We start from the raw sequence: 26,388 nt of genomic DNA on the forward strand, positions 1-26,388 counted from the left end.
TTAATCTAAAGGTGTAAACACGGCGTTTGCACCTTTTTTGTTTTTCGTGGTCGTAAACACGCATAATAACGATATTCCAGCGACATACGCTTTCCCGTCGCTTACCCTTTGTTGTTTTCTTATTAGTCCAAGGAGGGCTTATGCCACCTGTGAGTTCAGTTACCGTTAGTGAGTCTAATGGACTTACCTTTTTAGACGTAGATAATGCGTTTGCCTCTGCGCGTATTAGCCTATTTGGCGGTCATATCTTGTCATATGTGCCTAAAAGCGATGGCAGAGAGCGTCTTTGGGTAAGCCCCCATGCTTACTTGAACGGAGAGCGACCTATTCGCGGTGGTATTCCGGTGTGCTGGCCTTGGTTTAGCGATGATCACGGTCGAGAAAAAGGTGCCCTCCCCGCTCACGGCTTTTTGAGAACACAAGTGTGGAAGCTGATTCATTCAGAAGATACAGAAAGCGGAACAACGATTACGCTTTCGCCAAGCTTTACCCGAGCAGAAGGGTTTGAGAATGATTGTAACGTGACCATGGTAATTACCGTTGGTGAGACGATGGACGTTGCGTTAACTACAGAAAATACGGGTGTTGTACCATTCGAATTTAACTGTGCGCTACATACATATTTCCACGTTGATCACATTCAACATACCCAAATAACTGGAATTGAAGGTCAATATAAAGACAAACTTGACGACTGGGGACTTAAGACGACACCGAGTCCTTACACCATCACAGGCGAAACGGATCGCATTCATGTTGCGCCGATTAAAACGGCAGAAATTGAAGTCGAAGGCAACGCGTTCACGGAAGTGGTATCCGACGGCAATGACTCTTTGGTAGTGTGGAACCCGTGGTTAGGCGCCGCGTCTATTTCAGACATGGACCCATTTGGCTATAAGCATATGTTGTGCGTAGAAACATCGCTAACTCAGGGAAAGACACTGTCCCCCGGTGCTAGCCACATACTGAAACAAACTATTGTTCCGAAGTAAATTATTTGAAGTGCAAGCGCAATTTCGCTGACACTTTGGAAGGTAGACAGTCGCAGTTCACGATCAAGAGATATAAAAAAACCTGCCAATGAGCAGGTTTTTTCATTTAAAGGTTCAGCAAATTACTGTTTAGCACCCGCAACAGCTTCTTTTGCTAGCTGCGTAATACGCGCCCAGTCACCTGATTCAATTGCGTCGTCAGGGGCAAGCCACGAACCACCTACACATTTAACGTTGTTAAGCGCTAAATAGTCATTGTAGTTGTTTGGACCAATGCCACCCGTTGGGCAAAACGTCACATCAGGGAAAGGACCACTGATTGACTTAATGGCTTTAACGCCACCTGAAGCCTCTGCTGGGAAGAATTTCATGTGGGTATAACCCGCATCTTTACCCTTCATCAAATCAGAAGTTGAAGAGATACCAGGGATAAGTGGAATTTCTGAGTCCATACCCGCTTTTAGCAAATCAGCCGTCATACCTGGGCTAATTGCGAACTTAGCGCCAGCTTCAACTACCGCTTTAAGCTGCTGGGCGTTAGTCACGGTTCCAGCACCAATTAGCGAGTCAGGCACTTCTTGTGCAATTCGCTTAATCACGTCAATAGCAGCAGGGGTACGTAGCGTTACTTCCAGTACTTTAATACCACCTTCCATCAGCGCTTTTGCCAGAGGAACCGCTTTTTCTACGTCATTGATTACCAAAACAGGTACAACTGGACCGGCCGCAAAAATTTCCTCTGGAGAGTATTTCCATTTCGTTGTCATAATTTAGCTCGCTGTATTTTGATTCAGATATGCAGCCGCACCCAATAAACCATGATCAGGCTCTGCAATTAAATAGGTGGGAATGTCTTTCACGTAGTGCTTCATTTGCCCTTTCGCTTCAAAACGCGCTCTAAAATCGCTATTTTGAATAAATTCAGGGAAACGGTTAGCAATACCACCACCAATGAAGATGCCGCCCGTGGTCGCCATGTTAAGTGCTAAATTACCCGCAAAGCTTCCCATAATTCGGCAGAATTGGGTAAGCGTCGCTTCAGCAATTTTACAGGTACCGTTCAGCGCAGCGTCAGTGATTTGAGCCGGCTCGGTAAATACAACTGGTGCTGATGCGTGGTTTGCTAGCGCGGTGTAAATATTATGCAGACCGCGTCCAGACATTACTTCTTCAGCAGAAGCACGTCCTAAGGTAGATTGAAGGTGACGCCATACGACAACATCGGTTTCATCTACCGGTGCAAAGTCTACATGACCACCTTCACCGTCCAGCGTCTGCCAGCCAGTTGAGGTCATTGTAATATGCTCAACACCCAATCCTGTACCAGGTCCAAAAACAGCGATATTGCCATTTTCTTTCGCAGTGCCTTCGCCAATTTGTACCACTTGCTCTTCGCCCAATACAGGCAAAGAGTGCGCTACGGCAGTGAAGTCATTGATAACGAACAACGCGTCTAGTTTAAGCTGAGAGCGAAGTGCATTTTGAGAAAATGCCCAGCTGTGATTCGTCATCTCGACTTGATCGCCCAATACTGGACATGCAATTGCAATACAACCTTGCGAAAAGCTGTATTCCGGCATGTCGCTAAAGTATTGTGCAATAGCAAGGTCTATGCTGGCGAAATCATTACACATATATTTTTTGATGTCGGCTACACCTGACTCGGTTACCCTTGCAACACGAATATTCGTACCGCCAACATCAGCCACAAACTTCTGGCTCATTATGCTTGCTCCTGCGTGTAAAACAGTGAACATGCACCCTCTTCTGCACCCGTCAGAATAGCGCGCATACCCGCAAACATTTCACGTCCCATTCCAACGTGATGCTTAGCTAAGTTCGCTGGCGCTGCTTCACGTGCAGCCAGTGTTTCATCGTCCACATGCAGTGTTAGTGCACCAGTTTGTGTGTTTAGCTCAATAATGTCGCCCTCTTGCACTTTAGCAAGTAGACCGCCTTTATAAGCTTCTGGAGTCACGTGGATAGCTGCAGGAACTTTACCTGATGCACCAGACATACGACCGTCAGTAACTAGCGCCACTTTAAAGCCGCGATCTTGAAGCACCCCAAGAGGTGGCGTTAAGCGGTGAAGTTCTGGCATACCAATCGCTGAAGGACCTTGGAAGCGAACAACTACAATGCAGTCTTTGTCTAACTTGCCAGACTTAAACGCGTCATCGAGTTCAAACTGGTCTTCAAACACAACTGCTGGTGCTTTGATATTACAGTGAGGCGTGCGAAGTGCTGAGGTTTTAATAACACCACGACCAAGATTGCCGTCAAGCACACTCAAACCACCATCTGGCTTAAACGGTGCGTCAACAGTTGCTAGCACTTCTTTATCAAGGGATTCCGTTGGGCCGTCTCGCCATTCTAATTCGCCGTCTTTAAGCACAGGCTCTTTAGTGTAGAAGTCTAAGCCTTCACCACAAATGGTCTTAACATCGTTATGTAGTAGACCCGCATCAAGCAACTGTCTAATTAGCAATGACATACCACCTGCTGCAACAAAGTGGTTAATGTCAGCTGAGCCATTCGGGTAAATGCGAGTAAGAAGAGGCACAGCATTAGAGATATCTGAGAAGTCGTCCCAATTTACGATGTAACCTGCAGCGCGTGCTACCGCAATAAGGTGCATGGTGTGGTTAGTAGAACCACCCGTAGCAAGAAGACCTACAAGGCCGTTCACAATGGCTTTTGCATCTACAATATGACCAATTGGCGTATAGTTGTCGCCAAGGTCAGTTAAGCGTGTTGCTTGAACCGCAGCCGCTTTAGTTAGCGCGTCGCGCAAAGGAGTGCCCGGATTAACAAACGACGAACCAGGAAGGTGCAAGCCCATCATTTCAACCACTAGTTGGTTCGAGTTTGCCGTTCCGTAGAACGTACAGGTACCTGCAGAGTGGTAAGATTGAGATTCAGCTTCAAGCAGCGCGTCACGCCCTACTTTACCTTCGGCAAATTCTTGACGAACACGGGCTTTTTCTTTGTTTGGAAGACCCGATGGCATTGGACCTGCTGGCACAAAAACCGTAGGCAAATGACCGAACGTTAGTGCGCCCATTAGAAGCCCAGGAACGATTTTGTCGCAGATACCTAGCATCAGTGCGCTATCGAACATATTGTGAGAAAGCGCAATGGCAGCACCCTGAGCAATGTTATCACGGCTCATTAGGCTTAAGTCCATGCCAGACTGGCCTTGCGTAACACCATCACACATAGCAGGTACACCACCTGCGAACTGGGCTACGCTGCCTACTTCTTTCACTGCATCCTTAATGAGCGCAGGATACGTCTCGTAAGGCTGGTGCGCTGAAAGCATATCGTTATACGCAGACACAATTGCCACGTTGGCTTTGGTCATTGAACGAAGATCTGATTTTTCGCTTGTTCCACATGCTGCAAAGCCGTGAGCAAGGTTACCGCATGACAACACACCACGGTGTGGTCCTTGACGTCGTGCACTCTCAATTTTTTCTAGATACGCCTTACGCGTTTCTTTACTACGCTCGATAATTCGTTGCGTAACTTCAGCAATTTTTGGATTCATGTTTGTCTCCTATGGCGCCCACATCAAAGTAACCGGCGCGCGGTTAACTACGGCGGTGATGGGCTTTTGCGCTTCGGTGGCATTTTCAATAGCATCAAGTAAGACTTGTTTTTTCTTCTCGCCTGTTAAATGCAAAAAGATATTACGGCTATTGAGTAACGCTGGTAGCGTTAATGAAATACGTTGATGAGGTGCTGTTGTAGGTTGAACAGCGATGCAGGTTCTGCCGCTGCTCATATCTAAGCCGTCAAGTACTTGTTCAGAGCAAGGGAAAAGCGATGCAGTGTGACCATCTTCCCCCATGCCAAGAATCAATGCATCAAAAGGTTGTGACATGCTAGCCAGATTTGACTCTGCGGCATTTACGCCTTCGTTTGCATCATTAGCATCGCTTTTCAATTCGATAAAACGAGCTGCTGCGGCTTTATTTTGAATTAGATTATTTTTGACTAGGCTGGTGTTGCTGGCCTCGTGGCCCTCTTCAACCCAGCGCTCGTCGGCAAGGGTGATATCAACCTTATCCCACTCAAGTTCGGTTTCACTTAATTGTTTAAAAAGCGCCAGCGGTGTACGACCACCACTAACGACAAGCGAAGCTCGACCGCGAGTTTTAATACCTGTTTTTAAAATGCTGACTAAGTCTTGCGCAAATGCATCAGTCAGCGCATCAGGTGTTTCAAATGATAGAGTTGTTAACGCCATATTACTTTTTCTTCCCTGTTTTGCTCTCGTACCAGCTGCGATTTTCGCGAGCAAGAAGACCTATAGAGTCTACCGGCCCCCACGTACCTGCTTGATACGGTTCTGGCGGCTCGCTCGATTGCTTCCACGCTTCAAGAATTGAGTCTACCCACGTCCAAGCTTGCTCAATTTCGTCACGACGAACGAATAGCGCCTGATTACCCAACATAACTTCAAGAAGGAGTTTTTCGTATGCGTCAGGAATACGCTCATCGGCAAACGCTTCAGAGAAACTTAGGTTTAACTTGGATTTTTGTAGATCCATAGAGCCTGAGCTGGTTAAGCCAGGTACTTTATTCATTACGGTGATTTCTACACCTTCGTCTGGCTGTAGACGAATAACGAGCTTATTGGGTGGGAGATTCTTGAAGCTGTCACCGAACAAGTTGTGTGGCTGACGCTTGAAGTAAATAACAACTTCACTCACCTTAGTTGGCATGCGCTTACCTGTGCGTAGGTAGAACGGCACACCAGCCCAACGCCAGTTGTCAATTTCCGCTTTAATAGCAACAAAGGTTTCGGTTTTACTTTGCGTATTAGCACCTTCTTCTTCAAGGTACCCAGGCACTTCTTCGCCCTTCACGAAACCAGAGGTATACTGACCGCGTACTGTGCTGTCATTAATATTAAACGAGTTAATCGGACGAAGCGCTTTAAGCACTTTCAATTTTTCGTCACGAATGCTGTCAGCGTCGAGCGTTGTCGGAGGCTCCATCGCTACCAAGCTTAGAATTTGTAGCAAGTGGTTTTGCACCATATCTCGCATTTGACCCGCGTCGTCAAAGTAACCCCAACGCCCTTCAATACCCACTGACTCTGCAACTGAGATTTGAACATGGTCAATGCAGTTGTGGTCCCAGTTAGTAGCAAAAATAGAATTGGCAAAACGCAGTGATACTAGGTTTAGTACTGTCTCTTTACCAAGGTAATGGTCAATGCGGTAAATTTGCTTTTCGTCGAAGTATTCTGCAACTTGCTCATTGATCACTTTTGACGATGCCAAATCGTGACCAATTGGCTTTTCTAGCACAACGCGAACGCTTGAGTCGATAATTTTGCAGCTATGCAGGCCACGACAGATATCACCGTATATCGCCGGTGGCGTCGCTAAATAACACACCATGGTGCGGCTTGGGTCAACGTGGTCGTCTAATACGCAATAGCTTTCAACGTCCTTCATGTCTACGCATGCATAGTGCAAACGCGCTTTCATTTTTTCCCAAGTGGCTTCACACAAGTTCTTCTCGCCAAACTTGATTAGGTTGGCATGAACTTCTTCAATATAGGCATCCAGCTCCATTTCTTGACGCGCAACACCCACAATAGTGGTGTCTGGGTGCATCAAGTTTGCTTTTTCAAGCTGATATAAAGAAGGCAACAACTTGCGTCGTGAAAGATCTCCCAGTGTACCGAAAAGTACAAAATCACAGGGTTCGTAGGAATTATCCAATACCATATTCGTCGACCTTTTAAATGTATGTGTCCGCGGCGTATTGTACAGTTATTTACAACACTAACGACTATTTTTACCGTATAGTTAACACCAAATGTAGTAAAATTACAACTTGTACCAACTATAGGATCTGAATCTTTACTGTTTCCCTCAGTTTACCCTCATTTAACCCGATTGAAATAACAAAAATTGTCAAAAAATTACATTTTTCTTGTCACAGACGTCACATTGGGTACTATTACGGGTGTACCTTACAATAAATTGTGCTAACTAATTGCTATATCTGTATGAACATTTTAGAAAAAATCACACAAAACCAAGCGGCATTCAGTAAATCTGAGAAAAAGGTAGCTGAAGTAATTCTAGCTAACCCACAAACGGCCATTCATTCGAGTATAGCAACCCTCGCTAAGATGTCGGATGTTAGTGAGCCTACCGTAAACCGTTTCTGCCGAAGACTTGATACTAAAGGCTTCCCAGACTTTAAACTGCATTTAGCGCAGAGCCTGGCTAACGGCACGCCTTATGTAAACCGCCATGTTGATGAAAACGACAGCCCAGACGAATATACCAATAAGATATTCGAATCGACCATGGCGTCCCTGGAAGTGGCGCGCCAATCTGTGGATGTGAACGTGGTAAATCGCGTTGTTGATTTACTTACACAGGCACAGAAAATTTCATTTTTCGGTTTAGGCGCTTCAGCTTCAGTGGCACACGATGCACTAAATAAATTTTTCCGCTTCAATGTTCCAGTGGTCTACTTTGAAGATATCCTGATGCAGCGCATGAGCTGCATGAACTGTTCTGATGGCGATGTTGTTGTATTGATTAGCCATACGGGCCGAACTAAAAGCTTAGTAGAAATAGCGCAAATTGCCCGTATGAACGACGCTACTGTAGTAGGAATTACCTCAGCAGATAGTCCGCTGGCACAGGAATGCAGTTACGTGTTATCGCTGGAAGTGCCGGAAGATACTGATATGTATATGCCTATGGCCTCTCGCATCGCGCAACTCACGCTAATTGATGTCCTGGCAACCGGCTTTACACTGCGCCGCGGCAACAAGTTCAGAGAGAATCTGAAGCGAGTAAAGGATACGCTGCGTGGTTCACGTTATGAAAAGCGTGGTGAGTAATTTTCTTCCCACGTGATCAAATAAGAACCACCTACCGTAGCAATATTGGTTCAATAAATCAGCGAAAACGCCTAACTGGTCGAGCCAGTTAGGCGTTTTTGTTTATTTCATTCACATTTTTGTCAAATTCAACTATTATTCTGTAATAAAATTACGTAAAGCGATTACAGGCATACCGTATAAACGCGTAGCCTATCACTCTTTGTCTTTTCTAACTTAGAAACAGCGACGGAATCACATGACCAGAAGAACGAAAATTCTTGCCACCCTAGGACCTGCAACCGACTCACTTGAAAAGATTCAGGCACTTATTGCCGCAGGCGCAAACACTGTGCGCATGAACTTTTCACACGGACAAGCCGAAGACCACATTGAACGTGCAAAGCGCGTTCGTCAGGCAGCAAAGAACCTAGGTAAATACGTAGCGATTTTAGGTGATCTTCAGGGCCCTAAAATCCGTGTTGCTCGTTTTGCCGAAGGTGCAGTTCGTTTAGAGGTTGGCGCAAAATTCATTCTAGACGCTGAATTAGGCCGCGACGAAGGTGATATTAATCAAGTAGGTATTGATTACAAAGCGCTTCCTGATGATGTATCAGCAGGCGATATTCTGCTTCTTGATGACGGTCGTATTCAGCTTCGAGTAACTGGCGTTGAAGGCCGCAAAGTGATTACTGAAGTAACAGTAGGCGGCAAGCTTTCAAACAATAAAGGCATTAACCGTCAAGGCGGTGGTCTTTCTGCAGATGCACTTACCGAAAAAGACAAAGAAGACATTAAAACCGCTGCGAAAATTGGTGTTGATTATCTTGCAGTGTCATTTCCTCGCAGCGGCGCAGACTTGAACTACGCGCGAGAACTTGCCGAAGCAGCTGGCTGCTATGCAAAAATTTGTGCAAAGGTCGAGCGTGCTGAAACGGTGGCGTCTGACGAAGCCATGACGGATATCATCAGCGCTTCAGATGCGGTAATGGTTGCTCGTGGTGACTTGGGTGTAGAAATTGGCGATGCGGAACTTGTTGGTGTTCAAAAGAAACTGATTGCCCGTTCTCGCCAGCTCAACAAGGTTGTGATCACCGCGACGCAAATGATGGAGTCGATGATTGACAGCCCTATGCCTACACGTGCAGAAGTAATGGACGTTGCAAACGCTGTACTAGATGGCACTGACGCGGTAATGCTTTCAGCTGAAACAGCGGCGGGTAATTTCCCTATTGAAACAGTTGCAGCTATGGCTCGTGTTTGTGAAGGCGCGGAAACACATCCAAGCGTTAAAATTTCCAAGCACCGCATGGATCAGCAGTTTTCTTCTACTAGCGAGTCAATTGCTCTGTCAGCGGTTTACGCTGCGAACCACTTGCCTAGTGTTAAAGCGATTGTAGGTTTAACTGAAAGTGGAACTACACCAACGTTAATGTCTCGCATTACTACATCTCTGCCAATTATTGCGATGTCTCGTCACGAATCAACGCTTAACACAATGGCGCTTTGCCGCGGCGTTAAGCCGGTTTTCTTTGACTCTTCAAACAGTGAACCTGGCAAATTGAAGTACGATGTTATTGCATCACTTAAAGAGAAAGGATTAGTGAAAAGCGGCGACAGTATCATCCTGACTTACGGCGATGAAATGGAAAAAGTGGGCGCGACCAATACCCTTAAAATCGTAGAAGTCGAATAGCAACGAATACACTATTAAAGCGAAGCAAATGCTTCGCTTTTTTTTGCCTGTAATTTACTAAAGCAGTGGTAAGCTGACGCTTATAATAAGAACACTCAACTAAGTCATTATCAAAATTACAAAAAACATATCCAACCAAACAACGAGAATTCGTTAACACTCCTCGGGACAACAACGACAAAAATAAGGATAGATATGCAGCTCATTTTCAATCGCTACACACGTTTTTCAGCAATTATAACGCTCTTGGCACTTTTCACTCATAGCGTATGGGCAAATACACAGCACGTACACACCATGAAGCGTGTAGAAGTAGCTTCACAGAACGCTCCATTACAGCCAATAATGATTCAAGGCCCCATGCCCATTGAAGCTGAATACTTTGCTGCGCTTTTGGATAACACTTCAACAGAGTATTCAGGTAATGCCGTATTCTATAAAGGGACACTAAACGGGTACCCCATTGTGGTAGCTAAAACCGGTAAGGGTTTAGAAAATACTGCGGCCGCCACCGCTATTGGCATAGAGAGATACCACCCTCGCCTTATCATCAATCAGGGAACATCAGGTGGCCACGATCCTTCCTTAAAAGTTGGTGATATTGTTCTTGGCGAACGCAGTATTAATGCATCCAATTTTAAAACGCCCAAGCTGGCTCAAGGAGAAGGTTCTCAACCGTTTAATTGGCTGCCGATGGATCTTATGGCGTCAGAAGGCAGCGCGGGAGAAGGGAGTAGCGCTAAGGACGCAGAAAAGTTGCGTTTTTATTTAGGAGACAAACAGCTCATCAACCTAGCTCTATCGCTATCCAAGCAGTACAAACGCGGGAACGTCGTTAAAGGAACGATTGGCAGCGGTAACTTTTGGAATAACGAGTTAGATCGAATAGCATGGCTCCATAAGAATATGGGAACGAGTGTGGAAGAAATGGAAACCGCTTCTGCAGCGCAGATTGCACATGCCTACCACGTTCCCTTTTTAGGTATTCGCGTATTGTCGAACAATATTACCAACCATGGTGAATATGACCCAACCACGGCCAAAGATTGTCAGGCCTTTGTTGAAAAAGTGGTAAGAGCTTATATTTCTGCGCTGTCGGAATAAATTTGGAAAACACTCAAACGAAAAACGCGCCCTACATTGCAAGAATGTAAGGCGCGTTTTCATGTATAGCCTTTGTATTAGATTGCTTGAGCGGTATAAGTTTCCGCATCTTGACTAACATCATTCGCGTATTGAGTAAGATGATGATTTAGAATATTTTCGGCGCGCTCAACAAACTCATCACGCTTAAATTTCCAACCTCTTAAATCGGCTTGCTTAGCCTGTGCAATGTAGTGCTCTAGACGCGTTTTTCTCAATAGATGTGCCTTTTTCGACAAATCAAATTCTACCAATGAGAAGTTGCGCTGTACTTTTTGAATATCCATGTGAACGGGGCGCTGTTCGTCATCAGCTGATGCTTGGCTTACGGATAGCTTTCCTTGCCCAATTACACCGACTATAACAATGATTGCTGATACCACTAAGCCTGAATAAACCCACTTTAAAAAGTTCATGCCCCACTCCTTGAACGATTTTGCACTTGTATCGATAAGCTCGCTACAATCCACTTAATTAGAAGTATTTATCACCAATGTATTGAGTCATTCGACTATTTAAGTTTCTAGCTTTCACGTTGCAGCAGATGTTTTCTGCCTGACAATACAAACTTTCGTCTATTCAATACATCAAGTAATTCACTCATATCTACTTAACCATATGCACCTTCCGCACCATATAGTTAATCTTTATTTTTCAGTAATTTAGATCAACCCAAAACTTATACTAAAGTTGTATAAGGTACTTTCTACACACAGCAAGATAAAATTTTCCTTTCAAATTTAATAAACTCACTTCCCTCAATACTGTACACTTATACAGTATTGAGATATACCACAACAAGCAAAGTACTGGTATGGAATCTTGTTTTTTTTCAGACCGTCTACCACGTACATTTGCCTAGAGAAAGTGACCATTTGCGATGCATGACAAACTCATTCAAAAACTCGAAATTCTTTCAGATGCCGCTAAGTATGACGCTTCTTGCGCAAGTGGCTCCGCCGGTAAACGAAAAGCAGGTAAAACTGACAAAAAAGGAATAGGATCGCTCACAGGAGGGTCAGGGATATGTCACAGCTTTACCCCTGATGGTCGATGCGTATCATTACTTAAGATCCTAATGACCAACTATTGCATATACGATTGCCATTACTGCATCAATAGGGTGTCTAGCAACGTTCAACGAGCGCGTTTTACCGTTAAAGAAACGGTTGATTTAACGCTTAATTTTTATAAGCGTAACTACATTGAGGGATTATTTTTAAGTTCCGGTATTGTCGGCTCTCCCGACCTGACTATGGAGAGCATGGTACGCATCGCGAAGTCTCTTCGCATTGATCACGGATTTAAAGGGTACATTCATCTTAAGACCATTCCGAATGCATCTCCTGAACTACAGGCTGAAGCTGGCTTATATGCCGATAGGCTAAGTATAAACATCGAAATGCCGACACAAAATTCGTTGAACAAATACGCCCCGGAAAAAGACCTTGGTGAAATTCACGGTTCAATGAATACATTGAAAAACAAAATAAATGAACACAAAGTAGATAAAACCTTCTCGGGTAAACGCCCACCTCGCTTTGCTCCTGGCGGACAGTCCACTCAGATGATCATAGGAGCCGATGACTCAAATGATAAAGTTATCCTTGGCACGAGTGTCAAACTGTATGGTCAACAAAAATTGCGGCGCGTTTACTATTCTGCATTTTCGCCTATCCCAGATGCGTCTGAAGTCTTGCCTCTTAAACCGGCGCCACTTATCCGTGAACACCGACTTTATCAGGCCGATTGGCTCCTGCGCTTTTATGGATTTGGTTTAGATGAAATCGTACACAACGACATGCTAGATATGGAGCACGACCCCAAGCTTGCGTGGGCGCTACGCAATCGCCACATATTTCCCATCGATTTAAACAAAGCTGACAAGCTACTTTTATTGCGAGTTCCTGGACTGGGAGCACGCACAGTACAAAAAATTCTGGCTATTCGACGTTACACAAAGCTTAGCTGGTTCGATCTCACAAAAATGCGTTTGCCCTTACAAAAATTAAAACCGTTCATTACTGTTAGTGATTATTCCCCCGCTATCCATTTGCTCGATAGCAGTAACTTTGAACAGCAATTTAAACAACCAAAACAGTTTGAATTGTTCAGCGCTTAATCTAATTGGTACCACAATGAAAAAAGTAACAATTTCATCAGTGCCCGGATACGACGAATGGCGAAAAGCATCGAGAGAATGTCTAGCCCAACACATACCTCCCGAGAACGTTACATGGCAAACTTCGCAATCTAACCAAGACGACTTGTTTGCCGTGACCGATTCGGCCAACGCTATTGGTGAAAGCCAAACGAATTACAGAATTCCCAGATCAGTTTTAACGCTGTTGAAGTATGCGTTATGCCACCAAGCCCCCGATCGTTTCGCTTTATGTTACCGCGTTTTATGGCGAGTAGTTTTCGAAAACAGAAACCTTATTCACTTAAAAACTGACGAAGATGTGTTGCGTCTCACCATGCTGGCTAAAGCAGTAAAACGCGATGCATATAAGATAAGTGCTTTTTTGAGATTTCGAGAAGTCGTAGTTGACGGACAAGAGCATTTTATTGCGTGGTATGAACCAGAACACTTCAGCTTGGAAATGAAGCTCGATTTTTTTCAGACTCGTTTTAAAAATATGTGTTGGTCAATACTTACCCCTTATCGAGCTGCGCATTGGAATACTAAAACACTTGTTTTGGAAGATAATCCTGACCCTAGTATCATTCCAAATGATGACAGAATTGAAAAATACTGGCTTACGTATTATGCAAATATATTTAATCCTGCCCGCGTAAAAACAAAGGCAATGTTAAGTTCAATGCCCAAAAAATACTGGAAGAATATGCCTGAGACGTCGCTTATTAACGATATGATACGCCACTCGGATGCTAGAGCACGTAGGATGATACTAAATGGAAAAAAGGTGGAGAATGGTGAATAAGTTCTCCTGACAAATATTAGCAGCTGTGCTTCCTTTGTTTATTGCGATTTGGAAAGCTCTGTAAAACGTGACCAAAAAAAGGGGCCGAGGCCCCTTTTTTGTATAAAGCAACAATGATATTAGTTCATCGCAGTTTCAGTAACTACACGAAGGTTGCTTTCAACATCTTTTACGTCAGATGCATTCTTGGCAATTTCCACAGCTAGATCACGCTCAGCATCAGAATCAACGTCGCCAGTCAGTGTTACTACACCGTTTTCTACGTCAACATCGATGTCGAAACCTGAAATATCGGTATCCATAAGAAGACGGGTTTTGATTACTGTGGCGATTTTGGCGTCAGTTAACTCGCTTGTGCCTTCGTCAACAGTATCTTCCATGTCATCTGACATGTCGCCTTCCATATCTTTGTCAGAAACAACCGTTAGCTTGTTGTCTACAGACGTTACACCGTCAATATTCGCTACTAGCTCTTCCGCTAGCTTTCTATCAACAGAGTTCTCAACCTTACCAGTAAGAACGACATTACCGTTTTTAACGTCAGTGTTAATGTCGAATGAATCAAGGTTACCATTGAACAACAGCGTTGCCTCTGCTTTGCCATCAATCCATGCGTCTTTGGCACCTTTCTCCCATTTGTTGTCTGTGTCCATGTCACCTGCATATGCAGCTGTAGTCAAAGTTGTAGCAACAATCATAGAAATAAGTGAACGTTTCATAACATTTCTCCTTTGTCGAAACTCGTAGATAGTCATGCCAATTCCTTGCCAACAAAATAAGACATTGTTTTATATGATAAATATTAATATCCAGGGCTAGTTAAGTAAGTTTTGTTTTGCAAACTTTGCCTTTGTTTGAGAACTTTTTACTTAATTTTGTTAATGCCCAAAACTCGTCAACTTCACTTAAGAAAAGCACCTATCAATTGTACTAGGGGATAACTTTTTGTCGTTGGCCGCCGCTAAGTTACAGTGATACTTAGGTTAAACTTATTTCACAAAGCTGCCGTAGTTATAACGATTTGTGTCGCTTCACTAGCTATAGTCATCAATTTAGTTTTGCAGACAGAAGCAACAGGTGGAGTGTTTTTCGTTAATTAAACTCAAGGACCAACTAGACATGGATACTGCACTTACTGCTGTTTCAGTCTTATTTATAGCCGTAAGCTGGGCCCCTTTGCTTCCTTCTTCTCATTGGTTAGTAAGAGTGTGGGAATTTCCGCGACTACAAATAGCAGCTATCATTTCTTTGTTAATTGCTGGGCATATTTTTGAATCAACCTATTACGCACAGATAGATAGCCTAGCAGTAATTATTGTCGCTGGATTAACAGTCAGCCTTATTTATCAGGTTATCTGGATCATTCCTTATACCCCTCTGTATAAAAGAGAAGTTAGGCACGTCGAGGTTGAGAGTGCGAGCCAAAAGCTAAGTGTTTTATCAAGCAATGTGTATATGCCTAATGACGATTTTCGCAAGCTCATTGAACATGTACGTAATAAGCAACCTGATTTTCTCGTAACGTTGGAATCTAATGAGAAGTGGCAGAAAGGCATCAGTGAAATTGAATCTGAATACCCGTATCGTAAATTTTGCCCACTCGAAAACCTCTACGGTATGCATCTTTATAGTAAGCTTCCCTTTGAAGAGGTCTCATTGCGATTTCTAATAGAAGAAGATGTGCCGTCTATGAAAGTTAAAATCAATCACCACGGACAAGATGTCATGCTATATTTTCTTCATCCAAAACCACCAAGCCCAACAGAAAACACGTATGCAAAGCCCAGAGACGTAGAACTTACTGTTGTGGGGGAAGAAATAGCTAAAACAGAGGGCCCTATTGTCGTCGCTGGCGATCTTAACGATGTGGCTTGGTCACCTACTACCAGAAAGTTCAAGAAAATAAGCGGACTTTTAGACCCACGAGAGGGGCGCGGTTTTTTCAATACATTTCACGCGAAATATCCTTTAGTGAAATGGCCGTTAGACCACGTATTTCACTCGGAACATTTTGCATTGGTCAATATAGAGAAGCTTGAAAGCATAGGCTCAGACCACTACCCGCTTTATACCGAACTAGCGCTAATCACGGACAAGGAGTAATACTCAAGACTGTAAATCTAATGAGAGCTACGGTGTTTGACACACCACATGAGGCTATCACACGCCTCTTCACGCTTTTTAAAATGGGCTAGCCCTATTAGCTTGTTATCCCGAGGCCAAACCGCTTGGTTTAGCACCTCTTGATCTTCTGCCGATAGTTGTTCGCTATCTAACACAATCTCAACCGCTTTTTTGTTGGGTTTTATTAATGTGGGGTTAGCTTCTTTGACCAGAGCAGAGTTCACACAAATATACTCTCTCTTAACAGGGTCTCTCACCACGCCGATGTAGTTGTTGTCGCAAATTATAGCTGGCCAGCCTTCCGTTATTCTGCTCTGTCCAAACATTACGAGTGTAAAGGCAACAAGAACGAAAAGTGTTAAACCGATAAATTGAGCGCTCAAATCTGGTGCTACGCTTACAATAACGCCGACAACAGCTGCGAAAAATATCCAGCCGCCAAATACTCTGCGCATAGCATTTGGTGAGATACCAGATATAACATCAACCACCTTTAATGATTGTTTGTCATAGTGTCGAATGAATACAGACGATTGTGATTCCACAGCCTTTGTCCACCAGAAAAAATACGAAATTCAGAAATTAATACGTTACAAGTAAGGCTGAAGATTTACCTACACTCTGAGTGAGTAAAAACCAATAACATGAGATTAGTTCTACTCGAAAGAAAACGTGTTAAGCAATATTTGTAGGAATATTTAAACTATTGAATTGTAATGTTTAACCTACTCACCAAGCATATCAAAATATGTGGGAACGGCAAAGCAATTACGCGCTAGATGCACAGTAAAACAAGACTTATGAAAAGAAGCGTCATGTTAATCTGCAAATTAGAACAGACCACCAAGAACTAACATAAAAAACTGCTGTTGGCCTCCATACATTCGTTTGTAAATTTTTCTCTCACTTTGCACCTCTTGCTTGCCTTGGCGCTCAACCATTGCTGAAAATTCTCGAAAACAGAACTTAAAATTAAGCTTTTTAACCAACAATCAATAATTTACAAAACAGGAACACTCTTTGCTTATACGAAAGTATAACGTTCAACGTTTCATGTCGTCGTTATTACAGGTTCAACAAATTAGAAAGGGAGGAAGAGTATGCGTTCACCAATAAGTGCAGTAACTATTGTTAAGAGCAGAACTGAGAAACTGGCCAATTTGATTACTCAGTTAGAGCAATGCTCTCCAACGCCAGATGAGCTAGTCATTGTTTGGATGGCACCTCCTTCTGATTTGTCACTCGTACGCAGTGACAAATTCGACATTGTTCACAAGTTTGTGACTCAAGATGCTCTTCCGATAGCGAAAGCGCGCAACAAGGGTATGTCAGCGGCCAAGCACGCGAATTTAGCTTACCTAAACGTAGACGCAGTTATTGCCCCATCGCTTTTTAGAGATGGCTTGCTTGCGCTTCGTGACAACACCGTAGTGTTCACATCAGTGGTGTTTTTACCCAACGAGCGCTGTTGTAAGCCCTACCGACAAATTTCAAAAGATGAAAAAGAAATCGGTTATTTAGCAAGTAATGACGACACGTTACCCGAAGACGACAATAACGAAATACCTTCAAGAGATCAGGAAATTAATCATGGAAAGTTTAGTGACGATAGTATTTGTTCTACAGTGTTTTTTATTCGTAAGGCAGACTTTCAGAAAACCGGCGGCTTCGATGAAGGCTACGCGGGTTTCGGACTAAACGACGAAGATTTCTTCACTAACTGTAGGGCATTAGGGATTTCGTTAGAGCAATTGCCCACGCGAACATTTGCACCACACCGGCCTAATTATCAATGCCCGATAAATCACCTTTTAGACTTTGTTCATAATGCGCAGCGTTTTCACTCGAAGTGGGGATTTTACCCATGCGTCAATGTATTGAACGCGTATGCAGACCAAGGTTTTATTAATGCTGACTTCAAGCAAAACGGCATTAAGATCAAGCACCTCCCCCAGCAGGTAGAGGAAGACAAGGCGGACGCGCCGGTTGAGCAATTAACGGTAACCAACGCCCAAAACAATGTTGAATTTACGTCTTTTCATTCGCCGGAGAAAGGCTCTGACCTTTTAAGCACGACCGCATAAAACGCTTTCAGGGAGATATGGAATGTCTTTATTGAAACCGAATCTAACCGAGCGCTTTTTGTCGTTTGTAGGGGAAGCCGATTTCCCCTGCGTCGGAGCCAAAACAGCCCTCAATAAAAGCCAAATTCATGTGAATCAATACGACGATATTCGCTGTCCTCTCAACGAGACAGATATGTTGGCGTCAATTCACCAATTTGTAGAGTCGTTTGATCTTGAACGGGACATGTACTCCTCTTTGGTCGCAACTTTTGAGCTTCCAGATACGATAAGCGAAACTGAATTTGATCGGGTTTTATGGGAAAAATTGCAGCGTTTACACGAGATTGACGCCTGTTTAAAACCTTGGGATAGTAAAGTATCAAGTGACCCTCATAACGCTCAGTTTAGCTTGAGTTTAGGCGGAAAGGGTTTCTTTGTAGTTGGACTGCATCCAAATGCATCAAGAAAAAGCCGTCGATTTCCCTACCCTGCCATCGTGTTTAATTTACACGAGCAATTTGACATGTTGAGAAAGCAGAAGCGTTTTGAAGCATTCAAAGACCACATTCGTAAACGAGATACCGCGTACTGCGGAAGTAAAAATGAGCTACTCGCAAACCATGGTGATAGCTCAGAGGTATATCAATATAGTGGTGTAAAACATTCCGAAAACTGGGAATGCCCGTTCAAGCGGATTAAGCACTAAACCTAAATAAAAGGGACAAGTCACATAATGTTACAAACTATACAGCCAAGAAGCGGCACTGCATTTACTATGAAAAAAGGGGAAAGACTTAAAGTTATTGATCCAGAAGGTGAACAAGTGGCCGACCTCTATGCGTTCAATGAACACGATAAAAATGAGTTTATCTCTTCAGGACGAAGTTTAGATTACAATGAAAGCATCCAATTCAAAAAAGGCAGCTTGCTATACTCTAATCAAAGTAACGTGATGCTCGAAATTATTGAAGACACTGTAGAAGACCATGACTTTCTTTTGACTCCTTGCAGTGTTGACACGTTTAAGCATTTTTATCCCAATGAAGAGCCTGTACCTGGGTGCCACGGCAATTTAGTCGCGGCTTTTTCAGAGTTTGACATCCCAGAGCATCACGTTTGTACCACATTCAATACCTTTATGAATGTGGAGGTAGACGCCAAGGGTAAAATATCTGTTCTTCCTCCTAAGTCTAATGCCGGTGATTACACAATATTTGAAGCAATGATGGATCTAATCGTAGGGTTAACCGCGTGTTCAGCGGGCGAGTCAAATAACTTCCGTTACAAACCGATTCAGTTTGAAATTTTACCCGCGGCTAACATCTAGCCGCGAGCGTTATCTTCTAAATAAACAAGCGCTACCGAGCTTCTGCAATGGCGCTTGGCTTTTCTTGTTGCCAGTTAAGTCGCATATCCCACTTGAAACGATGTTCAGGCTTAAGCGGTGGCTGTTCGGCATCAATAGTGCTTAACACGTTAGTCGCCTTAGTCAGCGTTGCGTCGCGACCGAACAAATAGCTTTGCTCTTTCACTATGGTCAAATACGCTTTGTTCAACGCATACGCGCGCTCTGGTGAAGGAGTAATGATGTCGTACACTGACTTGGCACGTTGCACTTCTTCCACCTTGACCATGCCTTTTTCATCAAACCATTTGGCCAGCATTTCTCCGTTTTGACGGAACTCATCGCCACCGCCCACGCGCTCCATATAAGTAAGGAACTCGCCTTTCTCCTCGTTAATATTTGGCACATCTTCAATTTCACGCAGGTCTATATAGCCCCACCCTGCTTGTCCGGGAACTTTCCGTGCAAATGAAAATGTTTGGTCGAAGGTTGACCCTACTGTTTTGTGACAGCCGTTACAAAACGCAAGCTCTTGATCGTGCTGTGCACGAAGTTCGCCCTGCTCATTTTCAATGAAGCCATTAATTGTCCAGCCAAAGCCGTTGTCTATCCCTTTTTCACCTAGGTAGCGGGTTTGGGGCAGCTTTTCAAAATGCTTATCTTTTGCTTCCGCATAATAGGCAGATGCTAAGCTTTCTCTGCTTCTGAACATATGCTTTTTCATGTAGCGCACTTCCTTCATACGCGGCGCGTTATAAATATTCCCGTTTTCATCCACGCCAATGTAGCGCACGGTATGTAAGAATTCTGTACCTTCGGGGTAAAGCATGTGCGCTAGCGGAACATCGCTTGCGTCGCCAACATAATGCGACAAACGAGCGATTTCAGTCACTGAATTGGTAAGTTTTCCGTCTTGGTTTACGTCAAGGTTCAACGCTAATTCGTTGACCGGCGCCACAGTTAACGTATCCAGCTCTTTAAGCGCCATTTCAACCAAGCTTAGGTTCAATATATAGATAGCCTTATTATACTTGCTATTTAGCCTTTGAAAGCTTTCAGGAAGTCTGATCATAGCATCGCCGGTTGACCCGTTAGTCGGCCAAAAAGTACTTGGGAAAGGCTTGTAATTATACGACACCCATCCACTGCCATCTTTAGCAAAACCGTCGCCATCAAATGCCTTGTCAGCGGCGCTCAAATTTTCAATACGCATGTAGTCTGGCATGGCGTCATTGTTAAGCGAAGCGGTATAGTTGTCTTGCGCTATATATTTTTTAATCGTGGCATCATCAATGCCCGCAATTAGTGATGTACGGTCAATAAACAGGTTTTTCCAGCTGTTTGTTAACCCTACGTCAGAAAATTCGTAGTTGCCCTGTAACGTACCATCGCCCATTTGATTAGGACGCTTTTCCATTGAATCGTAACTTTGGTGGCATGCATAACATGGGTTGTTAACACCTTCTGTTTTGGTGTAACACTGGGGAGGAATAACCGATTCAGGGTTATACACTTCATCGTGTTCAATATATGCCAGAGCGGGAATAGCATCGCCTTCTCGATAAGGATAAGCGTGGGTGCTGTCGGTCTTTTCGTGAGTAGAAGTAGGCAGTTGTGTGTCAACTGTAAAGCTTGTTGAGTTTTGCTCATAGTTTGACTGATTGTTCACGTCAGTACCCGTGTTATCAGTGCATCCTACACTGATAAGTAGTGAAAGCAGAATGCTTACACCTGAAGTTATTTTTAACATTTTCATAATCGTCACAACGGAAAAATCCGGGCACATAAGTGCCCGGAGTATTTTTAAATTAAAAAGAAAACTTACTTATCTGCTGGCTCATACATCCACAGCGTATTGTTTTCTTGGAAACCGTCTTCACCGATAAGAATGCGGCCGTCGTTCATCACCACTACGTTATCTGGTTGAGAAAGCTGTTCAACGTCACAACGCTCGGCGCCAGTTAGGCTTGAACGGTACGTACCGCCCATCACCACAGGTTCAATACGAGAGATGTTATAGCCTTCTTCAAGCTTGGCACGATAAACGCCACCACAGTCTTTAACGCGGGCTGAAAGCTGCATATCGCCTTCACCGTCAATCATTGTGTTGTCGATATCAGCGATGCCGATGTAAAGGTATGCATTCTGTATCACTTCACCTTCGATAGTATCTACACCTTCAACCGCTTCCTTTGCGCGTTTCTGGTTGATTGAGATACCTTCCAGTTTTCTCCACTCTGCGGTAGCCCCTTTAAGACGGGCCGCTGCGCGACTCTCTAAGAACGCTACGCGGTTATCCATTGGCTGTCCTGCTGTTACGCTAGAGCCACCTTCCTCTACCGTTGGATAGGTCGCATCGCCATCAGCCCATGCTTGAACGTCGGCCATAGTAATGTAAGAACTTTGTCCATCCACGTAATCGTCGGTGCCAATACCATTGTATTCATCAATCCACGCGCGAATAGTCAGGTTATCACCGCTAGCTAATTCCACCCATTCAACCGCAAAACCAGTTGTCGCAGGATCATTCTGACCTGCATCCTGAGTGAGCTTAGCGCCGTAGAGTGTACCTGCCGATAAGTCTTCAGCTGTGTCTGCGACAAACTTAAACAGTACGCCACCCGTATCATCTTGAGAAAGGTAAACCGTTTTGCCGTCAGGCATGACCGTTGAGTTCTCATGCTCGTAACGGCCCATGGCAAAATGCTTAACAATAACCGGCTCATCAGCCAACGGCTCTGTTACTTCCGCAATGTAGCCATAGTTGTAAGGGTTTGGCGCATCTGGCGCCGTCATTTGCCACATACGACTTAAGCGCGCATCTGTAGAAACGGCCTCTGGGTTATTCCAGCTTGGTGATGTTGTCGTATCCACCGCCGAATCAACCACCCACTCTTCTGAAGTAAGCGGTGTACCCCAAGGTGACATTGAACCAAAGCAGTTTGCCGCCGTTCCCCATACTGGCGAGAAGTCCAGCATCATGGCTTCAGTTACTTCCCACATACCGAACTCGTCTTTTTCAACTTTCATGCGGCTCATACCGCCAGGAAGCTCTTCCCAGTTCGAGAAAAGGTAACCTTCGCCTTCGGCGGTTGAGATGAAGCCGTTAAAATCAGGCATGTCATTTTCAAGAACCAACTCTTCGCCATCCAATGTGTAGATGTGACCTAAGCCTTCTGGTAGGTCAGTACCGAAAGTGTCGCCCGTTTGTCCGAGTACTTGATATTGACCAATGGCAGAAACCACCAGCTCTTTTTCTTCATCTGAGCTTGGTACAGGTGAATTTGGTAATGTTACTGGCAGATTGTTGAAATTAGCACCTGCAAGCACGCCCACTGTGCCGGTGTTGATAGGCATTGCATTTACACTGGTTGTCGCCGCATTAGTGCCAGACGGGTGCTGAACGTTAAAAAATAAATCGCCTTCGTCTGTTAAGAATATACCGGTCACTTCTGCACCAAGTGGAACCGTAGCGATACGTGTTAGCGTACCTGCACTATCACCTTGAGGACCTTGGTCGCCCACCGGGCCTTGATCTCCTACTGGGCCTTGCTCACCTACAGGGCCTTGTACACCGTCTTCGCCATCGTCACCTTCCAGTGAACAGGCAGTCATCCCTAGTGTTACAGCCAGTGCTATCGCTGAATACTTAATTCCACGAAGAGTTTCGCTTTTCATTATAGTTCCTTGCTTATACTTGTTTTCGATGTTGAGTGGAGGTAAGCAGAAGACTCACCTCAGTAAACGGTCTTAGCGGGCGAAAGTCTGGAGGACATTTGTGACATTCCGGTGACAGTGAATTGACACCAAAATGAAGCTTTGTTGACACAAGGGTCTGAAAAAACGAATAAAACAAATGCGAAGATTTACGAAGGCGCTGTAATCATTGGGATTATTGAATGCTCAATCAAGAAAACCTAAACCACTCAGTCAGTTTATGAATTATTTGTTTCACAATACTGGTCAGAGCTTTGTGCCCGTGAACACAACAGGACATAACTGCTTGAAAGTTGGATGGGCTAAAATGGAAAAAGAGGGTAGTTGGAGAAGGCAATTAGAGAAAGGCATGGTATAAGCTAACGGGCTACGCATTTCGCTACGGCCCGCTAGCCTGGTCGCTAAGTAATACTTAGTTTAAGACGGTAAGAGGATGATTATACATCTTTAATTTATTAACCAGATAATCTTCAAACTGCTTTGCAGTTTGTACATCACTACTGCGCTTAGGCCAAACCGCGAGAATTTTATAATCTAAAGCGGTTAAAGGTTTGAACAATACAAGGTGGTCATGTTCACCCTCGAATACCTTTTCGACCTGATCTAATCGATAAACAACGGCCAATCCTAAGTTGTCATTATCTGCCAAGATACTTTGCGTTCCCCAAGTCGCTACAACGCCCCACTCACCACGCTCGGCTTTAATCACCTGCATTCCATCATGCGCCACTAGACCTGCGACAATATTATCCGATGGCTCTGATACAGAAACGCTGATGTGGGTGGTGGGGTCAAACGCATCAATTCGATAGTGCGTGGTAACGTCGATGCTGTCCGCTTTCGCATCAGACGATGACCACCCTTCGTAGCCAACCTCGAACTCAGCCCGCAACTGAGAGTTCGAGACTAATTGGTATTGTGTATTCTCTACATGCTGAAAGTGCATAACTGTCTGCGTTGAGGAGTCTTGGGTTTCTTGTTCTGTTAATCGACCTAGCGCACCCACGCCCAACGATTTACCAACTTTAAGCGCGTCTCCACCCCACGAAGATAAATTATGATAACTATCGTAGCCGTCTTGCCCCACCTCAGGTAATACTACACTGTCGTTCGCTTTAACAAAGACATCAATAGCGTTACGCCAATCAAGATAAAGGCGATAGCCCATTTGATCAGACTCCCAGCCTGGTCCTTCGTAACGCAAAAAGTAAGAATGATCGGTCAATTGCGGAGGCGATGTGAATGAGGTAACTTCTTCAAAAGAAAAACCCTCAGCGCTATATACTGCGTCTTGCCACTCTCCTCCTGTTCTTACGGAAAGTTCAGCGTGCGCCCGGTCTTGGAGGTTAACATTCGTAGCTTGCTCAGGTGGCATAAGTTCCAATGACGCACTACTTCCTGGCGCAATGGATGCTGCACCTAGTAACACCGCTTGCCCTTCGCTATTCTCAATCCATTCTGACGGATATTGCTTTAACTTCCACCCCGAATATTGCGGGGGCAGAGATACTTCAAAAATTTGATCGCCACTACCACCGTCTGCCGAATTTTTCACCTTAACAGACAAAGCCGAATTTATATCCCCTTGTGAGCAACTTGCCAATAATGGCACCAAAATTAGACCTATCTTACTAAATTTCATCACTTTTATGCTCTCCATCGGTTGTTAACGCATTTAACTAATTAACGATATTTATAAACAATATATTGACAAATGCCACCGGTGGCAATTATTTTAAATTTTGTTAACGAGATTTTTCAATTTAGTATGTCGATAAAATTCGTCATACCCATGAACCATTTAGTGAAAGGTAAATTACATGGTCAACTTTAGCCTAGAAGGTAAAACCGCATTAGTGACCGGAGCAAGTCGAGGTATAGGCCAAGCGCTTGCTTTAGCACTCGCCACTTCTGGCGCCTTCGTCATCTGCGCCAGTTCTCGACCAGGTGGATGTGACGAGACACTACGTAAAATTCAAAGTGAAGGTGGTCAAGCCATGGCATTAGATGCCGACCTCGCTGATGCCGACGCGGTAGTTAAACTTGCTGAAGATGCATTAAGCATTAAAGGACACATCGACATCCTGCTGAATAACGGCGGCACTATTTTCAGAGCACCAGCTACCGACTTTCCTTTTGACGAGTGGAGAAACGTGCTTGCTGTCAACATCGATTCAGCTTTCCTACTTAGCCAAACTATTGGCAAGACAATGGTAGAACGTGGTCAAGGTAAGATCATCAACATTGCATCAATGTTGAGTTACACAGGTGGCATTACTGTTCCTGCTTACACTGCAAGTAAACATGCCATTGCAGGTCTTACCAAAGCGCTTGCAAACGAATGGGGCCAATACAATGTGCAGGTGAACGCGATTGCGCCCGGTTACATTAAAACTGATAACACCCAAGCACTACAAGATGATGAAAAGCGCAGTGCTGAAATTTGTGCCCGCATTCCAGCTAATCGCTGGGGGGAAAGTGATGATTTAGCAGGTGCGGCGGTATTTCTTGCGAGCGCAGCCAGCAATTACGTTAACGGCCACATCCTTGCCGTCGACGGCGGCTTTCTGGCACGTTAACTAATAAACGGGGGATACAGCCATGAGCGACAAAAAAAGCATGAGCGATAGAAAAGACATGAGCAAGAAAATAGACACCCGATATGCTATCGGTCGTAAAGAGGCCAATGCTTACAACACGCAAGAATTGCGTGACGCATTTTTAGTCGACACCCTAATGACACAAGGTGAAGTCGTATGGATATACACCCACTACGAACGCTTTATGCTTGGAAGTGCCGTACCGACAACGTCAGCGCTAACGCTAGAAACCATTGAAGATCAGTTAAAGATGCCGTTCTTTACCGCCCGTCGCGAAGTCGGTGTAATTAATATCGGCGGGCCTGGAACCATTACTGTTTCAGGCACCACTTATCACCTAGATAATGAAGAGGCCTTGTACATCGGACAAGGCAATGAAGAAGTCATTTTTGAGTCGGACAATGCGTCCAATCCTGCCAAATATTACTTAAACTCGGCGCCGGCTCACCACGCCTATCCCTGCAAAAAAATAGGCAGCACAGATGCAAACATCCTTCACTTAGGCAGTCAGGAAACCTCCAACAAGCGTGATATCAAACAGTTACTTATCAATACTGTTGTCGATACTTGTCAGCTTCAAATGGGACTAACGCGTCTGCACACAGGCTCCGTCTGGAACACCATGCCAGCTCATCAACATGACCGACGCAATGAAGTGTACTTTTACTTTGATATGGATAGCGAAAGCCGCGTATGTCACTTCATGGGCGAACCTCACGAAACTCGCCATATTTTTGTAGCAAATGAAGAAGCCGTGGTATCGCCACCTTGGTCCATTCATTGTGGTGTAGGTACTGGAAGCTATGCATTTATCTGGGGAATGGCAGGTGAAAACCTGGATTACGATGATATGGATAAGTTTCCGCCTTCACAGTTGCGTTAAGCAGCCCTGCTCTAA

Annotated in this window: 23 protein-coding genes; 12 read left to right on the plus strand and 11 right to left on the minus strand. The window is 44.4% G+C overall.

The genetic code is table 11. The features are described 5' to 3' along the window. Positions 1 to 140 precede the first annotated feature (140 nt). Positions 141 to 992, plus strand: a complete 852-nt coding sequence (locus tag ACFI6L_RS09390) for a D-hexose-6-phosphate mutarotase (protein WP_338851598.1) — start codon at positions 141 to 143, stop codon at positions 990 to 992. 122 nt (positions 993 to 1,114) lie between these two features. Here ACFI6L_RS09390 and ACFI6L_RS09395 read toward each other — a convergent pair whose 3' ends face one another. The 5 genes from ACFI6L_RS09395 to zwf are packed head-to-tail and all read right to left on the minus strand — an operon-like array spanning position 1,115 to position 6,739. Continuing rightward, a complete protein-coding gene (locus ACFI6L_RS09395) occupies positions 1,115 to 1,759 on the minus strand; it encodes a bifunctional 4-hydroxy-2-oxoglutarate aldolase/2-dehydro-3-deoxy-phosphogluconate aldolase (RefSeq protein WP_014949849.1) in 645 nt (214 codons plus the stop codon). Positions 1,760 to 1,762: 3 nt separating this feature from the next. Next, positions 1,763 to 2,716 (minus strand): glucokinase, encoded by a 954-nt coding sequence (locus ACFI6L_RS09400; protein WP_014949850.1) that lies wholly within the window; start codon positions 2,714 to 2,716, stop codon positions 1,763 to 1,765. Continuing rightward, entirely contained in the window at positions 2,716 to 4,542 is a 1,827-nt protein-coding gene (edd, locus tag ACFI6L_RS09405; protein WP_014949851.1) for a phosphogluconate dehydratase, read from the minus strand. Before edd ends, ACFI6L_RS09400 begins: the two co-directional genes overlap by 1 nt. 9 nt (positions 4,543 to 4,551) lie before the next feature. Then, positions 4,552 to 5,244 (minus strand): 6-phosphogluconolactonase, encoded by a 693-nt coding sequence (gene pgl / locus ACFI6L_RS09410; RefSeq protein WP_069944511.1) that lies wholly within the window; start codon positions 5,242 to 5,244, stop codon positions 4,552 to 4,554. 1 nt (position 5,245) lies between these two features. Continuing rightward, positions 5,246 to 6,739: a glucose-6-phosphate dehydrogenase gene (gene zwf, locus ACFI6L_RS09415; RefSeq protein ID WP_014949853.1), complete on the minus strand. Its 1,494-nt coding sequence runs from the start codon at positions 6,737 to 6,739 to the stop codon at positions 5,246 to 5,248. Positions 6,740 to 7,023: 284 nt separating this feature from the next. Here zwf and ACFI6L_RS09420 point away from each other — a divergent pair, with 284 nt between their 5' ends. The 3 genes from ACFI6L_RS09420 (at position 7,024) to ACFI6L_RS09430 (ending at position 10,654) form a co-directional block, all read left to right on the plus strand. Next, positions 7,024 to 7,875: a MurR/RpiR family transcriptional regulator gene (locus ACFI6L_RS09420; protein ID WP_014949854.1), complete on the plus strand. Its 852-nt coding sequence runs from the start codon at positions 7,024 to 7,026 to the stop codon at positions 7,873 to 7,875. A gap of 238 nt (positions 7,876 to 8,113) precedes the next feature. Beyond that, positions 8,114 to 9,550: a pyruvate kinase gene (pyk, locus tag ACFI6L_RS09425; protein WP_014949855.1), complete on the plus strand. Its 1,437-nt coding sequence runs from the start codon at positions 8,114 to 8,116 to the stop codon at positions 9,548 to 9,550. Positions 9,551 to 9,745: 195 nt separating this feature from the next. Next, entirely contained in the window at positions 9,746 to 10,654 is a 909-nt protein-coding gene (locus ACFI6L_RS09430) for a 5'-methylthioadenosine/S-adenosylhomocysteine nucleosidase (RefSeq protein WP_462573854.1), read from the plus strand. Between the two features lie 77 nt (positions 10,655 to 10,731). Here ACFI6L_RS09430 and ACFI6L_RS09435 read toward each other — a convergent pair whose 3' ends face one another. After that, positions 10,732 to 11,109, minus strand: a complete 378-nt coding sequence (locus ACFI6L_RS09435) for a hypothetical protein (RefSeq protein ID WP_014949857.1) — start codon at positions 11,107 to 11,109, stop codon at positions 10,732 to 10,734. A 464-nt stretch (positions 11,110 to 11,573) separates the two neighbouring features. Between ACFI6L_RS09435 and ACFI6L_RS09440 the strand changes: the two genes are divergently transcribed. Both ACFI6L_RS09440 and ACFI6L_RS09445 read left to right on the plus strand, forming a co-directional pair. Continuing rightward, on the plus strand, positions 11,574 to 12,815 hold the full coding sequence (locus tag ACFI6L_RS09440; RefSeq protein WP_462573856.1) for a putative DNA modification/repair radical SAM protein: 1,242 nt from the start codon (positions 11,574 to 11,576) through the stop codon (positions 12,813 to 12,815). A gap of 16 nt (positions 12,816 to 12,831) precedes the next feature. Continuing rightward, entirely contained in the window at positions 12,832 to 13,638 is an 807-nt protein-coding gene (locus ACFI6L_RS09445; RefSeq protein ID WP_462573857.1) for a TIGR03915 family putative DNA repair protein, read from the plus strand. A 119-nt stretch (positions 13,639 to 13,757) separates the two neighbouring features. On the opposite strand, the gene ACFI6L_RS09450 is transcribed toward ACFI6L_RS09445, so the two are convergent. After that, positions 13,758 to 14,357, minus strand: a complete 600-nt coding sequence (locus tag ACFI6L_RS09450; protein WP_462573859.1) for a BON domain-containing protein — start codon at positions 14,355 to 14,357, stop codon at positions 13,758 to 13,760. Between the two features lie 400 nt (positions 14,358 to 14,757). Here ACFI6L_RS09450 and ACFI6L_RS09455 point away from each other — a divergent pair, with 400 nt between their 5' ends. Then, positions 14,758 to 15,741, plus strand: a complete 984-nt coding sequence (locus ACFI6L_RS09455) for an endonuclease/exonuclease/phosphatase family protein (RefSeq protein WP_462573860.1) — start codon at positions 14,758 to 14,760, stop codon at positions 15,739 to 15,741. Between the two features lie 17 nt (positions 15,742 to 15,758). Here the strand turns inward: ACFI6L_RS09455 and ACFI6L_RS09460 are convergent, their stop codons facing one another. Then, entirely contained in the window at positions 15,759 to 16,307 is a 549-nt protein-coding gene (locus ACFI6L_RS09460; protein ID WP_014949862.1) for a hypothetical protein, read from the minus strand. A 555-nt stretch (positions 16,308 to 16,862) separates the two neighbouring features. Here ACFI6L_RS09460 and ACFI6L_RS09465 point away from each other — a divergent pair. From ACFI6L_RS09465 to ACFI6L_RS09475, 3 genes are read left to right on the plus strand one after another with little or no spacing between them, the layout of a single operon-like run. Beyond that, a complete protein-coding gene (locus ACFI6L_RS09465) occupies positions 16,863 to 17,846 on the plus strand; it encodes a glycosyltransferase family 2 protein (RefSeq protein WP_462573861.1) in 984 nt (327 codons plus the stop codon). A gap of 22 nt (positions 17,847 to 17,868) precedes the next feature. Beyond that, positions 17,869 to 18,534 carry a guanitoxin biosynthesis heme-dependent pre-guanitoxin N-hydroxylase GntA gene (gene gntA / locus ACFI6L_RS09470; protein ID WP_014949864.1) on the plus strand — a complete coding sequence of 222 codons (666 nt, stop codon included), beginning with the start codon at positions 17,869 to 17,871 and terminating at the stop codon, positions 18,532 to 18,534. Between the two features lie 27 nt (positions 18,535 to 18,561). Next, a complete protein-coding gene (locus ACFI6L_RS09475; protein ID WP_462573862.1) occupies positions 18,562 to 19,155 on the plus strand; it encodes a DUF1989 domain-containing protein in 594 nt (197 codons plus the stop codon). A gap of 31 nt (positions 19,156 to 19,186) precedes the next feature. Here ACFI6L_RS09475 and ACFI6L_RS09480 read toward each other — a convergent pair whose 3' ends face one another. The 3 genes from ACFI6L_RS09480 to ACFI6L_RS09490 form a co-directional block, all read right to left on the minus strand. Then, entirely contained in the window at positions 19,187 to 20,929 is a 1,743-nt protein-coding gene (locus tag ACFI6L_RS09480) for a hypothetical protein (RefSeq protein ID WP_462573864.1), read from the minus strand. A 65-nt stretch (positions 20,930 to 20,994) separates the two neighbouring features. Continuing rightward, positions 20,995 to 22,851, minus strand: coding sequence for an alkaline phosphatase PhoX (locus tag ACFI6L_RS09485; RefSeq protein WP_462573865.1), 1,857 nt, complete (start codon positions 22,849 to 22,851; stop codon positions 20,995 to 20,997). 451 nt (positions 22,852 to 23,302) lie between these two features. Further along, the gene (locus ACFI6L_RS09490) at positions 23,303 to 24,532 is read right to left on the minus strand and encodes a DUF4861 family protein (RefSeq protein WP_156079121.1); all 1,230 of its coding nucleotides are present in this window, start codon (positions 24,530 to 24,532) and stop codon (positions 23,303 to 23,305) included. A gap of 178 nt (positions 24,533 to 24,710) precedes the next feature. On the opposite strand from ACFI6L_RS09490, the gene kduD reads away from it, so the two are divergent. Further along, on the plus strand, positions 24,711 to 25,469 hold the full coding sequence (gene kduD, locus ACFI6L_RS09495; RefSeq protein WP_462573867.1) for a 2-dehydro-3-deoxy-D-gluconate 5-dehydrogenase KduD: 759 nt from the start codon (positions 24,711 to 24,713) through the stop codon (positions 25,467 to 25,469). 58 nt (positions 25,470 to 25,527) lie between these two features. Continuing rightward, positions 25,528 to 26,373, plus strand: a complete 846-nt coding sequence (kduI, locus tag ACFI6L_RS09500) for a 5-dehydro-4-deoxy-D-glucuronate isomerase (RefSeq protein WP_039225580.1) — start codon at positions 25,528 to 25,530, stop codon at positions 26,371 to 26,373. Positions 26,374 to 26,388: the final 15 nt, after the last annotated feature.

The organism is Alteromonas sp. G4i35 (assembly GCF_054960375.1).

Bases quoted from the DNA above. Each gene is read 5' to 3' on its own strand.
- ACFI6L_RS09390 (WP_338851598.1), top strand. From the start codon at position 141: ATGCCACCTGTGAGTTCAGTTACCGTTAGTGAGTCTAATGGACTTACC.
- pgl (WP_069944511.1), bottom strand. From the start codon at position 5,244: ATGGCGTTAACAACTCTATCATTTGAAACACCTGATGCGCTGACTGAT.
- ACFI6L_RS09480 (WP_462573864.1), bottom strand. From the start codon at position 20,929: ATGAAAATGTTAAAAATAACTTCAGGTGTAAGCATTCTGCTTTCACTA.
- ACFI6L_RS09485 (WP_462573865.1), bottom strand. From the start codon at position 22,851: ATGAAAAGCGAAACTCTTCGTGGAATTAAGTATTCAGCGATAGCACTG.
- ACFI6L_RS09455 (WP_462573860.1), top strand. From the start codon at position 14,758: ATGGATACTGCACTTACTGCTGTTTCAGTCTTATTTATAGCCGTAAGC.
- ACFI6L_RS09420 (WP_014949854.1), top strand. From the start codon at position 7,024: ATGAACATTTTAGAAAAAATCACACAAAACCAAGCGGCATTCAGTAAA.
- ACFI6L_RS09440 (WP_462573856.1), top strand. From the start codon at position 11,574: ATGCATGACAAACTCATTCAAAAACTCGAAATTCTTTCAGATGCCGCT.
- zwf (WP_014949853.1), bottom strand. From the start codon at position 6,739: ATGGTATTGGATAATTCCTACGAACCCTGTGATTTTGTACTTTTCGGT.
- ACFI6L_RS09475 (WP_462573862.1), top strand. From the start codon at position 18,562: ATGTTACAAACTATACAGCCAAGAAGCGGCACTGCATTTACTATGAAA.
- ACFI6L_RS09465 (WP_462573861.1), top strand. From the start codon at position 16,863: ATGCGTTCACCAATAAGTGCAGTAACTATTGTTAAGAGCAGAACTGAG.
- kduI (WP_039225580.1), top strand. From the start codon at position 25,528: ATGAGCAAGAAAATAGACACCCGATATGCTATCGGTCGTAAAGAGGCC.
- ACFI6L_RS09450 (WP_462573859.1), bottom strand. From the start codon at position 14,357: ATGAAACGTTCACTTATTTCTATGATTGTTGCTACAACTTTGACTACA.
- kduD (WP_462573867.1), top strand. From the start codon at position 24,711: ATGGTCAACTTTAGCCTAGAAGGTAAAACCGCATTAGTGACCGGAGCA.
- ACFI6L_RS09430 (WP_462573854.1), top strand. From the start codon at position 9,746: ATGCAGCTCATTTTCAATCGCTACACACGTTTTTCAGCAATTATAACG.
- ACFI6L_RS09435 (WP_014949857.1), bottom strand. From the start codon at position 11,109: ATGAACTTTTTAAAGTGGGTTTATTCAGGCTTAGTGGTATCAGCAATC.
- edd (WP_014949851.1), bottom strand. From the start codon at position 4,542: ATGAATCCAAAAATTGCTGAAGTTACGCAACGAATTATCGAGCGTAGT.
- pyk (WP_014949855.1), top strand. From the start codon at position 8,114: ATGACCAGAAGAACGAAAATTCTTGCCACCCTAGGACCTGCAACCGAC.
- ACFI6L_RS09395 (WP_014949849.1), bottom strand. From the start codon at position 1,759: ATGACAACGAAATGGAAATACTCTCCAGAGGAAATTTTTGCGGCCGGT.
- ACFI6L_RS09400 (WP_014949850.1), bottom strand. From the start codon at position 2,716: ATGAGCCAGAAGTTTGTGGCTGATGTTGGCGGTACGAATATTCGTGTT.
- ACFI6L_RS09445 (WP_462573857.1), top strand. From the start codon at position 12,832: ATGAAAAAAGTAACAATTTCATCAGTGCCCGGATACGACGAATGGCGA.
- ACFI6L_RS09490 (WP_156079121.1), bottom strand. From the start codon at position 24,532: ATGAAATTTAGTAAGATAGGTCTAATTTTGGTGCCATTATTGGCAAGT.
- gntA (WP_014949864.1), top strand. From the start codon at position 17,869: ATGTCTTTATTGAAACCGAATCTAACCGAGCGCTTTTTGTCGTTTGTA.